Source organism: Plantibacter sp. 2H11-2 (assembly GCF_050031945.1).
In the GTDB taxonomy this organism is placed as follows: domain Bacteria; phylum Actinomycetota; class Actinomycetes; order Actinomycetales; family Microbacteriaceae; genus Plantibacter; species Plantibacter auratus.
In genome coordinates this window covers 182,590-194,839 of record NZ_JBNBBL010000002.1, presented here as the reverse complement: position 1 = coordinate 194,839, position 12,250 = coordinate 182,590, and the positions used below count along the sequence as shown (strand labels likewise).

At 70.2% G+C, this 12,250-nt stretch carries 10 protein-coding genes and 1 pseudogene; 4 read left to right on the top strand and 7 right to left on the bottom strand.

What is annotated here, in order from left to right:
- Positions 1–6: 6 nt before the first annotated feature.
- Positions 7–813, bottom strand: coding sequence for a MerR family transcriptional regulator (locus ACQG07_RS05250; RefSeq protein WP_426737666.1), 807 nt, complete (start codon positions 811–813; stop codon positions 7–9).
- Positions 814–1,243: 430 nt separating this feature from the next.
- Positions 1,244–4,336, bottom strand: a complete 3,093-nt coding sequence (locus ACQG07_RS05245) for a lamin tail domain-containing protein (RefSeq protein WP_426737665.1) — start codon at positions 4,334–4,336, stop codon at positions 1,244–1,246.
- 166 nt (positions 4,337–4,502) lie between these two features.
- Between ACQG07_RS05245 and ACQG07_RS05240 the strand changes: the two genes are divergently transcribed.
- Positions 4,503–5,339: a dienelactone hydrolase family protein gene (locus ACQG07_RS05240; protein ID WP_426737664.1), complete on the top strand. Its 837-nt coding sequence runs from the start codon at positions 4,503–4,505 to the stop codon at positions 5,337–5,339.
- Positions 5,340–5,377: 38 nt separating this feature from the next.
- The gene (locus tag ACQG07_RS05235) at positions 5,378–5,755 is read left to right on the top strand and encodes a bleomycin resistance protein (RefSeq protein ID WP_426737663.1); all 378 of its coding nucleotides are present in this window, start codon (positions 5,378–5,380) and stop codon (positions 5,753–5,755) included.
- A gap of 42 nt (positions 5,756–5,797) precedes the next feature.
- Here ACQG07_RS05235 and ACQG07_RS05230 read toward each other — a convergent pair whose 3' ends face one another.
- From ACQG07_RS05230 to ACQG07_RS05220, 3 genes and pseudogenes are all read right to left on the bottom strand, one after another.
- Entirely contained in the window at positions 5,798–7,120 is a 1,323-nt protein-coding gene (locus ACQG07_RS05230) for a GNAT family N-acetyltransferase (protein ID WP_426737662.1), read from the bottom strand.
- 59 nt (positions 7,121–7,179) lie between these two features.
- On the bottom strand, positions 7,180–7,389 hold the full coding sequence (locus ACQG07_RS05225) for a hypothetical protein (RefSeq protein WP_426737958.1): 210 nt from the start codon (positions 7,387–7,389) through the stop codon (positions 7,180–7,182).
- 416 nt (positions 7,390–7,805) lie between these two features.
- A pseudogene (locus ACQG07_RS05220) lies at positions 7,806–7,988 on the bottom strand (MerR family DNA-binding transcriptional regulator); the annotation flags it as partial.
- 153 nt (positions 7,989–8,141) lie between these two features.
- On the opposite strand from ACQG07_RS05220, the gene ACQG07_RS05215 reads away from it, so the two are divergent.
- Positions 8,142–9,320 (top strand): Fic family protein, encoded by a 1,179-nt coding sequence (locus ACQG07_RS05215; RefSeq protein ID WP_192006068.1) that lies wholly within the window; start codon positions 8,142–8,144, stop codon positions 9,318–9,320.
- The gene (locus ACQG07_RS05210) at positions 9,320–9,865 is read left to right on the top strand and encodes a GNAT family N-acetyltransferase (RefSeq protein ID WP_426737661.1); all 546 of its coding nucleotides are present in this window, start codon (positions 9,320–9,322) and stop codon (positions 9,863–9,865) included. Before ACQG07_RS05215 ends, ACQG07_RS05210 begins: the two co-directional genes overlap by 1 nt.
- A gap of 9 nt (positions 9,866–9,874) precedes the next feature.
- On the opposite strand, the gene ACQG07_RS05205 is transcribed toward ACQG07_RS05210, so the two are convergent.
- Both ACQG07_RS05205 and tdh read right to left on the bottom strand, forming a co-directional pair.
- On the bottom strand, positions 9,875–11,044 hold the full coding sequence (locus ACQG07_RS05205) for a glycine C-acetyltransferase (protein WP_079706562.1): 1,170 nt from the start codon (positions 11,042–11,044) through the stop codon (positions 9,875–9,877).
- Positions 11,045–11,093: 49 nt separating this feature from the next.
- On the bottom strand, positions 11,094–12,206 hold the full coding sequence (gene tdh, locus ACQG07_RS05200; RefSeq protein ID WP_137244318.1) for an L-threonine 3-dehydrogenase: 1,113 nt from the start codon (positions 12,204–12,206) through the stop codon (positions 11,094–11,096).
- Between the last annotated feature and the right edge of the window lie 44 nt (positions 12,207–12,250).

The window sequence follows — 12,250 nt, the reverse complement described above, 5'->3', positions numbered from 1 at the left end:
ACGCTCTCACTCCCAGACGGCGGTCTCGGGGTCCACGCCGTGGTTGCGCGCGTTCTCGTCGATGACGTGTGAGAGCCACGCGGCGAGGCCGGGCTCGATCCGGTCGTAGGTGTCGGCCATGCCGGGCTCCGTGAGGGCGAGGCGACCGATGATCACGTGCATGGACGGCGTGCAGTGGAAGTACTCGCTGAGGGCGGCGCGATGCCGTTCGGCGAGGGTGTCCGCCGTCGCGCTTCCGGCGGCGACACCGGCGCGCTCGGCCTCGGCGAGTTCGTCGACCAGGTCGCGCATGGGTCCGACCAGCACCCGCCAGTCGTCCGGCGTGCGGGTCGCGGACCGTTCGGCGTACTCGGCCCATTGCGCGGAGTCGCCCCAGCGGGCGCGAGCTGTCTCGGCCATCGTGGGGTTCCAGTCGTCGCCGAACACCGCCTGGCGCTGCTCCTCGGGGACGAGCACGCCGACCTCGTCGGCTTCGAGCAGGCGGTCGACGGATCGGGCGACGGCTTCGAGTCGTTTGATGGTGTCGTCGAGTTCGTGCCGACGCTGCGTGAGCTCCGCCCGTCGTTCGGCGGCCGGCGCGGTGAGCAGGGTGGGGATGCGAGCGAGCGGGACCCCGAGGTCACGCAGGAGGACGACCCGGCGGAGGCGGGCGATGTCGACGGGCAGGTACGAGCGGTAGCCGCTCTCGTTCCTTCCGGACGGCTGCGCGACGCCGATCTCGTCCCAGTGGTGCAGCGTCCGCACGCTGACGCCGATCTCGGCCGCCGCCCGACCGACGGTCACGCCACCCTCGGCCCTCCTGCGCTCGTCCATCCACCCAGCATCGCACCCGGCCTCGACCTGCGTCCTCTGCCTGCTGCCAGCGCGGTGCGCTGACGCGAGTGCACCCGACCCGGCGTGGGCGCGGCCCACACCCGCGAGCGCGCCCCTCCGGGCACCCGCGCCCACGCGCCAGACCCGCGCTCAGCCCCACCGCACCGCGGTGACACCGGTACCGAACTCGCCAGCGCGGTGCGCCGGCGCGAGCGCGCCCGACTCGGCGCGAGCGTGCGCCTCCCGGCGTGGGCGCACCCCACACCCGCGAGCGCGCCCCTCCGGAGACCCGCGCCCACGCGCCAGACCCGCGGTCACGTCACAGCACCGCGCTGGCACCAACACCACCACACACCGCGGGCCGGAGCGACCGGTGACGCGAACGGCCCCGGGAGCAGTGCGCTCCCGGGGCCGTAGGACCTTCAGTCGGTCAGACCGCCCGGCGACGCGCACGCATCGCGACGAGGACCCCACCGAGGAGGACCAGCAGGACCCCCGCACCGATCGTGCCGAACGGCAGCTCGGCACCGGTGGTCGCGAGCGCCCCACCCGACGCAGAACCGTCGACGCTCGTCCCGTCGGCCGCGACGATCCGCACCTCGGTCCAGCCGATGATCGAGCCGTCCGCCGCGTAGACCGCGACCCGGTGGTCGCCCAACGTCGCGTCGGCCGGGATCGTCGCCAGCAGGTCACCGGCGGCGTTCGTCGTGCCGGCGGCGATCCGCGCCGGCGTCGAGTACAGCCACACCTCGACGGCCGTCGCGGCGAAGCGGTCCTCGAGGCCGACCGTCACGGTCTCGCCCCGCCGCACCGTGTCCGCGAGCGTGATCGCACCGCGGTTGGCCTCGGTGAGGCTCGTCCCAGGCAGTGGCGTGACCCCACCGGTCGGGGGCGTCACGGGCGGCGTGGTCGTTCCGGGCAGCGACCCGAGACGAAGGGCCTCGGAAGCGTAGCCGTCGGCGAACCAGTACACGGGACGCTTGCCGTCGACCGACAGGGAGGCCGGCGCGGTCGCGAAGCCCTCGTTGTTGAGGTTGGGCAGTCCCGCCGGACGCTCGACCTGAGCGATCCCGGGCTGCTCGGTCCCGTTCAACGTGATCTGCGCACCGGTGCCCGCGCAGCCGTCGTCGCACACGGCCCACAGCACGCCGAGCGTCGTGTCGTAGTCGAGCGCCATGACCGCCGGGAGGCCCGGGTCGATCGTCGAGATCAGCGTGGCCGAGCCGTCGGCGTTCAGTGCGAACGCGTAGACGTCGCCGGTGTCCTCGACGCCGACGAAGAACAGCCCGTCACCGTGGCCCGCGTAGTCCGCCGGGTCGTACGTCGCCTTCGTGTTGTCGTCGAAGAGCTTGCCGGCGAGGTCGCCGTCTGCCACCCACTCGACGGCCTCGACACCGAGGTTTGCACCGACCGTCGGCAGCAGGGCCGTGAGGTCCCACTCCTGGGAGGCGACGACGTCGGGGCCGGGCGCGTTCGGGTCGACCTTGAGCACGGCGTTGAGCGTCGTGCCCTTCACACTGTTGTCGCGCTCGACACCGACATAGACGGAACCTGCGCCGTCGACGGTGATGCCCTCGGTGTCGGGGCCGGCTGCGGAGGGGTTCGACGCGTCCTTCTGGAAGCGGGCGCGCTTGCCGTTCTCCCAACCGTCGACGAACGAGACGGAACCGTCGGCGGCGATCGCGAGCTTCCAGAACGAGCCGGTGCCGTTGTCGACCGCCCAGAGGAACGCGCCGTCGGCGGTGACCTGGGTGTCGAGTCCTGAGCTGTCCTCGAGGAACATCGGCGTGGTGTCGAGCACCGTCACATCGGGCGAACCGGGCCACGGACCGACCGGGATTTCACCGGCGCAGACGTTGGCCGTGCCCTTGGTGGCCTCGGCCGTCGCAGCGAAGGCGCCGGTCGCGTCGGGGCAGCGTCCCCAGGTGTTCGCCGGGTGTCCCTCGCCCCAGGTGGTCGAGTCGAGCAGTGCGTCGCCCTCGAACAGACGGACCGTGTCGCCGCCGCCGAGCCCGAAGCCGAGGGCTGCGCGCTCGATGACGAGGTAGCCGCCGGCCGCGATGCTCGTGCCGGTGGGGATGGCGTAGGCGTGGGTGTCGTCGTCGTCCTTCACGACGATGCCGGAGACGTCGAGCGCGGCGGTCGTCGGGTTGACGAGCTCGATCCAGTCGTCGGGCGAACCGCCGTCGGACTCGACCTCGTTGATGCGCACCGGGTTGCCGCAAGCGTTGCGCAGGCCCTTGGTGGAGACGGCGGTGTCGACGAACTCGCCCGTGCCGTCGGGGCAGCGCGCGAAGACGCCGTCCGCGTGGGCCGCGTAGGTGTACTCGGCGACCGTCGCGCCGGCGGCGTTCCGCACGGTGGTGGTGTCGCCGTTGCCGAGCCCGAACGCGAAGTTCACGTTCTGGTCGAAGACGAAGTGGGCGCCGGGCTCGAGGATCGTTCCCGCGGGCAGCGGGGTCGTGTCGGCAGCGTGACCCACCGGGTCGTTGTCCATGAGCGTCCAGCCGGAGATGTCCAGCGCGGTCGCCTCGAGGTTGACGATCTCGACCCAGTCGGTCGCGTCGTTGTTCGACTCGACCTCGTTGATCGCGACGTTCGGGAGGACACAGTCGTTCGCGGCCCCCTTGGTGATGCGTGCAAGCGTGAAGTCGCCTTCACCGTCGGGGCAGCGGGCGAGCGTCGCGGCGATGAAGTCACCATCGATGGCCGCGTGGCCACTCCACGTTCCCGAGCGGTCGATGAGCGTGCCGGTCGCGTCGAACAGGCGGATCTCGTCGGCGCTGCCGATGCCGATCGGGTCGCGGAACGCTCCCTGCGTCTCGGTGCCGCCGACCAGGCCGATCGTCGCTTCGTCGACCACGAGGAACTCGCCGGGGGTGATCGACGTGCCGGGCAGGAACTGCCAGCGGTGGTCGTCGGAGTTGTCGCGGATCTCGTAGCGCGAGATGTCGAGGGCCGTCGTGCCGGGGTTGAAGAACTCGACCCAGTCGGATGGCTGGGAGTCGATCTCGTTGATGCGGATCTCACCGTCGGTCTCGGGGGCCTCGGGTGCGGTGAAGATGTTCGCAGCGCCCTTCGTCGACTCAGTGGTCTCGGCCCAGCCGGCGCGGTCGGCGGTGACGCCGTAGGTGACCGGCGCGTGTGCGGTCCACGAGTACTCGTCGGCGATCGCGGCGGTCGGGTCGAACAGGCGGACCGAGTCCTCCTTGCCGAGGCCGAACCCGAGCTGGTCCTCGTCGACGACGAGGAACGCACCGGGCTCGACGACGGTGCCGGCCGGGAACGCGTAGTTGCTGTCGTCCTTGTTGTCCTTCACGACCCAGCCGTCGAGCGTGACCGCGGTCGACGCGGTATTGGTGAACTCGATCCAGTCGCCGGGGACGCCCCCGGAGGACTCGACCTCGTTGATCTGGAGCCCCGGCGCTGGGGCGGCGATGGCGGCGGCGGGCGTCGCGATGAGTGCGGTGGCGGCGATGGCGCACGCGGCGGTCATCGTCAACACGCGGTTGAGGCGGGGCATGGGTCTCCAGGGCACGAAGGGACGGGGATCGTGTCCCATCCCATCGGCGCGGGGTGGCCGGGTGGAGGAGCGGCGGTGACCGGGAGGTGAACGGCGGGTGGCTTCCCAGGCGGGACGTGCCACGATCCAGCAGATCGGACGCAGCGACCAGGACTACGCTCACCCCATGACCGACGATGCGACCACCGACACCGCTCCGCGCGCAGACCTCACCGGCTGGGTGCGGACCCCGTTCACCGGCGGCGGCGTCACGCACGACTGTTTCGAGAAGGGGTCCGGGCCGGGCGTCGTCCTCATCCCCGAGCTGCCCGGACTCACGCCCGAGGTCCTCGGGTTGGCGGAGCACCTCGCCGCGGAGGGCTTCACCGTCGCGATCCCGTCACCGTTCGGGACGCCTGGGCACGAGGGGACCCTCGGCTACACGCTCGCGAGCGTCAGCAAGGTCTGCGTCTCCGCCGAGTTCAAGGCGTTCGCGACCGGCGCCCACCGACCCGTCGCCGACCACGTCCGGGCACTGGCCGCCGACCTCGCGGCCCGGACGCCGGGTCCTGGCGTCGGCGTCATCGGCATGTGCTTCACCGGCGGATTCGCGCTCGCAGCTGCCGTCGACGAGCACGTCCTCGCCTCCGTCATGAGCCAGCCGTCGACTCCGTTCCCCGTCAGCCGGGCCCGCCGCATCGACCCCGGGATGTCCGCCGCCGAGTTCGACGCCGTCGCAGCCCGCGCGGCTCAGGGCTCGGTCTGCGCGCTCGGTCTCCGCTTCAGCGAGGATCGAGCTGTCCCGCGAGAGCGCTTCTCCACCATCGCGGCCAAGCTCGGCGACGCGTTCGAAGTCATCGAACTCGACTCCTCCTCCGGCAACGCCGCCGGCTTCGCGAAGACCGCGCACTCGGTCCTCACCGGCGAGGTCCGCGAGCGCAACGGTCACCCTGCGTTCGAGGCCCGCAAGCGCGTGGTCGCCTTCCTCCGCGAACGACTCGCGACACCGGCCACGCAGGCCTGATCTTCCCAGCCGGCCGACACGCTGCGATCATCGACTCCATGACCTCGACACGACACGACCGCGCGACACCGAACCTGCCGTCCCGCAGCTTCGACACGACGGAGACGTTCTACTCGGCGTTCGGCTTCGAGCGCGCGTTCCGAGACGAGGGCTGGCTGATCCTCGTCCGCGGTGGTCTGCAGCTCGAGTTCTTCCCGGCACCCGACCTCGACCCGGCATCGAGCAGCTTCATGTGCTGCTTGCGCGTCGCCGACGTCGACGAGCTCTACGACGCCATCCAACGTTCAGGAGTCCCCGAGGCGACCGTCGGCGCGCCTCGCCTGCATCCGGTCCGGATGCAGGATTGGGGACTCCGGGCCGGATTCCTCATCGACCCCGACGGCACGCAGCTCACCCTCATCGAGCAGCGCGACTGATCCGCGACGGGGCGACGCCCGCGGGTCGCCGCTCGGGACCGCCTAGAAGAAGGTGATCCCGTGCGGCGCGCGCGGCGTCTGGAGCATCGATCGCAGCAGGAGCGGCGCAGCAGGGTCGGCCGCCTGCAGTACCCCGGCTGCGGCGAGCGACACCGGCGAGACCGCGCCGAGCAGGAGCGAACCGAGGTCGGCGACGTCGAGCGCGAGGTCGGCGCCGGCAGCGTCGGTCTCGTTGCTCAGCTTCATGGCCGTTCCACGACCACCGGTCACCTCGAGGCGGAAGGTGCCCGCCGCGTAGCCGAGCGCGTCGGTCACGGCGATCGTCAACGTGCCGTCGACCGCGAACGGACGCGACGCGAGGACGGCCGGGAGATCGAGGACGCGCAGCCACACGTGGTCCTCTTCGTGCTCGATGTCGTACGCCCGGTTGTCGCCGAGCGCCGAGACGATCGGGTCGTCGAGCCTGGCGCGGTTGTACTTCACGACGTCGTTGAGGTCGATGGAGAGCAGGAACTCCCACAGCGACAGGTAAGCCGCGTCCGTTGCGTAGACGAGGTCGATGATCTCGATACCGGTCTGACCACCGGGCTGCTCGACCATGCGCCACGTGACGTAGCCGTCGACCTCCTCGCCGTCGGCGGGACGGTGCACGGCGGCACGGGTGTCCTTCGCCGGTTCACCGTCGCGACCCAGCGTGCCGAGGACCAGCGGCCAGGATCCGGTGTTGCGGACCATGGACCCGATCGAGCGCTCGTCGAAGCGGTCGAACACCTGACGCGCGACGCCGTCGACCAGGTACTCGGGCGTGACGACGGACACGATGCCGCTCGTCGGCGCGAGGAACGGCAGTGCCTTCGCGCGCTTCACGACGACGTTGCGCTCACGGATCGCGGAGCCGAATCCGAACCGACGGTAGATCGTGCCCTCGCTGGCGGTGAGGGCCGCGATCGCATAGCCGTCGGCGACGCCGCGCTCGAGAGCCTGCGTCATCATGCGGCGCAGGATGCCGCGGCGTCGTTCGGTCGGGCGGACCGTGACGTCGGAGATCGCCTGCGTGTTGATGCTGGTGCCGTCGCCCCAGCTGAGCGCCTTCGGGAACCAGGAGAAGGTGCCCGCGGGCCAGGTCTCGTCGACCGAACCGGGCTGCGGCTTGCGGACGTAGGCGCCGAGCAGCACCGCTTCGTCGGCGATGAGTTCGTTCACCTTGCGCTTGCGCGCCTCCGGCTTGGGGGTGGACTCGTGGAAGCCGAATCCGATGGCGTCGAGGGCCGCGAGGCTCTCCGGGGTCGGTTCACCGTCGGCCCCGTTCGCGAACGGGAACTCACGGAGCTCGTAACGGGCGTCGAAATCTCTGCTGTTGGCCACGACTCCAGCCTAACGACCCGGCCTGACACGCCCCCGGGAAGCGCGGTGGGAGAGCGACCTCACGGCAGGGTGATCGACACCTCGACCGTGTACTCGTCGGCGGTCTGGCCGAGCACCCGCTGCCGCAGCTCCGTGGTCGGCATCGTGATGCCGCGCTCCGCGATCGCGTCGAACAGGGCGACCACCGCGGGGTGGGTCGATCCCTCGGGGAGCTCGACGCCCGGTTCGGATCGCCAGACCGCGGCGAGCTCGGTCCGCTCGGGCAGCACGTCGACCGTGGTCTCGTCACCACCCCACGTCGGTTCGAGCTGCGACGAGGTCGGCCAGCAGCAGACGATCTCGACCGCCCCTGCTCGCCCGGTCGGAGCGCGGTCCAGAACGTGCCCGTCGGGCCGACCCCGGCCTCCTGCAGGGCGACGTAGAGCTGCGAGAACTGCTCGTTCGCGTCGTCGTCCGTCACGGCGTCCTCGTCGCCGCGCGGCACGGTCAGCACCCGGCCGACATAGGGCTGGGGCGGGAGCTCGCGTTCGACGATCTCGACCGGTGCCGCGAGCGACGCGACGACCGAGCGGGCCTGCGCGAACGCGTGGTCCTCCTGCTCCCGCTGCTCCAGGACCAGGCGATGGTGCACGTCGAGAGCCGTCGACGGGTCGGCGCCGGCGACGGAGACGCCCACTGCGGCGAGGGGAACACCGGCATCGCGGAGGGCCTTCACGATCACGCCCGCGCGCACCTGCTCCTCGCCGTAGCGGCGGTAGCCGGAGTCGGGATCGACGTCGGCCGGAACCAGGACGCCCTTCTCGTCGTAGTGGCGGAGCGCCTTCACGCTCAACCCGGTCATGCCTGCGAACTCTCCGATGTGCAACATGCTTCAAGCATCGCGCCTCCCCCTACGGGAGAGTCAAACCGCTGACAACGGCGTCCCAACTGCACCCCGAAGGTTCCTTAGTGAAGGATAAGCGCCTAAACTTCACTAACGGCTGTCGTAACTGCAACTTCGGCCGGGAAACAGGAGGGGATGATGACGACCGCTGTCACGTATGAACAGCGACCCTGGCGGTCGCGTATCGCTCCCGACGCGTTGCCGAAGCGCGAGCGGCTGCTCCTCGCACAGCCATACGACGCCGCGGTCCCGCCGCCGATCGCGGACCTCGACATCCGCTTGTCGGATGGTCTCGTGGAGCTGCTGGGCGAAGCGCAGGAACGGATCATCCGTTTCGACAGCGAGGTCGGTCACGTCACCGCGCCCTTCTCGTCGATCCTGCTGCGGAGCGAATCGGCGTCGAGCTCGCAGATCGAGAACCTGACGAGCAGCGCGAAGGCGATCGCCGAGGCCGAGTTGGACGAGCGTGATACCGGGAACGCACCGCTCATCGTCGCCAATGTCCGAGCTCTCGAGGCAGCACTCGCGGCATCGGACGAGCTCTCCAACACGACGATCATCGCCATGCAGGAGCAGCTCCTCGGCACATCGGCACCGGAGATCACCGGCCGATATCGCGACGAGCAGGTCTGGATCGGGGGCGGCAATTTCGGTCCGCATGAAGCGGACTTCGTTCCGCCGCACCATGACCGTGTCGCAGCGGCGATGGACGACTTCATCGCCTACTCCCTCCGACCGGCACCCCTCCCGCTCGCTGCGATCGCCGTCGCTCACGCGCAATTCGAGACCATCCACCCGTTCCCTGACGGCAACGGGCGCACCGGTCGAGCGCTGGTGCAGGCCGCCCTCCGGCGGGTCGGACTGACCAGCGGGGTCACTGTGCCCATCTCAGCCGGCATCCTGCAGCAGCGCGACGACTACTTCGCTGCACTCACCAGCTATCGGCAGGGCGACGTCGAGCCGATCGTCCACGTCTTCGCCGACGGTGCGTTCCTCGCGATCGCCAACGGACGGACATTGGTGGAGGAGATCGAGACCATCCGAGCCGCATGGCAGCAGGCCTTGCGCGACATCCGCGCCGATTCGGCCGCGCACCTCATCACGGCGCTGGCACTGGAGCATCCGGTGATGAACAGTCGACTCGTGCGCGAACATCTCGACGCCTCAGATCGCACGGTCTTCAACACCCTCGACACCCTCGTCGACCGTGGCATCCTCACAGTCGGCTCGTCGCGACAGCGGAACCGTCTCTGGACTGCGCCTCCCGTTCTGGCAGCGCTCGACGGGTTCGCTGCGCGCAGCATGCGGCGCGGTTGATGGCGCTCCCCCACGACACGGAGCACCTGCGTTTCCGGCGCATGACACAGGCGGACCTCGACGAGATGGCGAACCTCCTCGGCGATCCCGCGGTCATGCAGTTCTACCCGGCGCCGAAGACCCGCGAGCAGGCCGCGGCGTGGATCGCCTGGAACGAGGGCAACTACGCACAGTACGGCTTCGGACTGTGGATCATCGAGAACCACGACGGCGAATTCGTCGGTGACTGTGGCCTGACGTGGCAGCGGGTCAACGGCGAGCTGAAGCTCGAGGTCGGGTACCACGTGAGCCCCGCCTGGCAGGGTCGAGGGTTCGCGACCGAGGCCGCCGCCGCCAGTCGGGACTTCGCCCAGGAGCACACGGACTCGTCAGAGCTCGTCGCGATCGTCCACCCCGACAACCAGGCGTCGTCGCGCGTGGCGGAGAAGATCGGCATGCGACGCGTGGACGACGACCGCGGCGCAGACGGGTCGGTGCGGCACGTGCTGAGCATGCGACTTCGATCGACGGCCGCCTCCAGCGACGCCGATCACCTCGCTGAGTAGCCGCCGCACCTACCCCCGCGCCGCTACGAACGCCGCGACGCAATCCTCGATGTCCTGCTCGCTGTGCGCGGCACTGATCTGCACGCGGATGCGGGCCTCGCCGCGGGGCACCACGGGGAAGCTGAACGGGATCACGTAGATGCCCTGCTCCAGCATCCGCGCCGCGACCTGGACCGCCTGCTGCTCGTCGTCGAACATCACCGGGATGATCGGGTGCGAGCCTTCCAGCAGCCGGAAGCCCTCCTCGGTCATGCGGGCACGGAACAGGTCGGCCTTGCGGAACAGTCCCTCGCGCAGCTCGTCACCCTCCGCCGCGAGCTCGACGGCCCGACGCGCCCCGGCGACGAGCGACGGCGCCAGGCTGTTCGAGAACAGGTACGGTCGGCCCGACTGCCGCAGCACGTCGACGATCTCCTGCTTCGCACTCACGTACCCGCCGGACGCACCACCGAGCGCCTTGCCGAGCGTGCCGGTGAGGATGTCGACGCGGTCCTGCACGCCGAACAACTCCGGCGTTCCGCGACCACCCGGGCCGACGAAGCCGACGGCGTGCGAGTCGTCGACGAGGACGAGCGCGCCGTAGCGGTCGGCGAGGTCGCAGATCTCGTCCAAGGGCGCGTAGAAGCCGTCCATCGAGAACACGCCGTCGGTGACGATGACGGTGCGACGCGCGTCGGCGGCGTTCATGAGCTGCTGCTCGAGGTCGGCCATGTTGCGGTTGCGATAGCGCAGGCGGCGGGCCTTGCTCAGGCGGATGCCGTCGATGAGCGACGCGTGGTTGAGCGCGTCGGAGATGATCGCGTCGTGCTCACCGAACAGCGCACCGAAGACCGCTCCGTTCGCGTCGAAGCAGGAGGAGAACAGGATGGTGTCCTCCGTGCCGAGGAAGGCGCTCAGCTCCTGCTCGAGGTCGCGGTGGATCTGCTGCGTGCCGCAGATGAAGCGGACACTCGCGAGCCCGTAGCCCCACTCGTCGAGCGCCAGCTTCGCCGCATCGACGATCGACGGCTCGTTGGCGAGGCCGAGGTAGTTGTTGGCGCAGAAGTTCCGCACCTCGCGGCCGTCGATCGTCACGTGACTGCCCTGGCGGGACGTGATCGCGAACTCGCGCTTGGTGAGGTCGTCCGCCTCGATGCGGTCGAGCTGGTCGCGCAGCTGCGTCTTGATGGTGCCGTACATGTCGTCTCCTCGGGGTCGAGTGGGCGGTTGAGCTGAGTGTGGCGGTCGCTCAGGCGGCGGTCGCGGCGTGGGCGGCGACCGGTGCCTGTTCGTCGACGACGCCGGTGATGACGACGTCGCGGGTATCGGTCCAGTCGATGAGCACCTTGCCCGCCGCTCCCCCGCGTGCGGTGTCGAACGCGTCCTGCCAGGAGGCGAGCGGGAAGCGGGCGGTCACGAGCGACTCGAGGGCGTTGCGGAGCTCGGGGCTGTGGTCGACCATGGCGCTCGCGTGGTGCCAGGTGTCGAACATCTCGCGGCCGTAGATGCCCTTGATGGTGATCATGCGGGTGATGACCTTGGTCCAGTCGATCTCGATGTTGGTCGACGGGAGTCCGAGGAGCGCGACCTTGCCTCCGGTGTTGAGGTTCTCGATGAGCTCGCTGGCGGCGGCAGCCTGTCCCGACATCTCGAGGCCGATGTCGAAGCCCTCCAGCATGCCGAGCTCGGCCTGGGCGTCGGCGACCCGTTCCTTCGAGACGTCGACCACGCGGTCCGCCCCGACGGCGAGGGCCTTCTCGAGGCGGTCGGCGACGACGTCGGTCGCGACGATGTTGCGCGCACCGGCGACCCGGCAGACGGCGATGGCCATGAGCCCGATGGGGCCGCAGCCGGTGATGAGGACGTCTTCGCCGAGGATCGGGAAGCTGAGGGCGGTGTGGACGGCGTTGCCGAGGGGGTCGAAGAGGGCGCCGAGGTCGGGGGTGACCTGGTCGCCGTGGACCCAGACGTTGGTGGCCGGCAGGACGACGTACTCGGCGAAGGCGCCGTCGAGGTTGACGCCGAGGCCGCGCGTGTGGCGGCAGAGGTGGCGGCGGCCGGAGCGGCAGTTGCGGCACGTGCCGCAGACGAGGTGCCCCTCACCGGAGACCGCTGCGCCGACGGGGATCCCCTCGACGCGGCTGCCGACCTCGACGACCTCGCCCGAGAACTCGTGGCCGGGCACGAGCGGGGCGTCGACCGCGCCGGCCGCCCACGGGTCCCACGACTCGATGTGGAGGTCGGTGCCGCAGATGCCGGTGCGATGGACGCGGATGAGGACGTCGTCGGAACCCATGGCCGGCATCGCGCGCTCGACGAGTTCGAAACCGGCGGTGTCGGGTCGTTTCCAGAGGGCGAGCAATGGCGTTCCTTCCTGCGGGAGCGGCGGCGGCCGGTGGTGCCGGC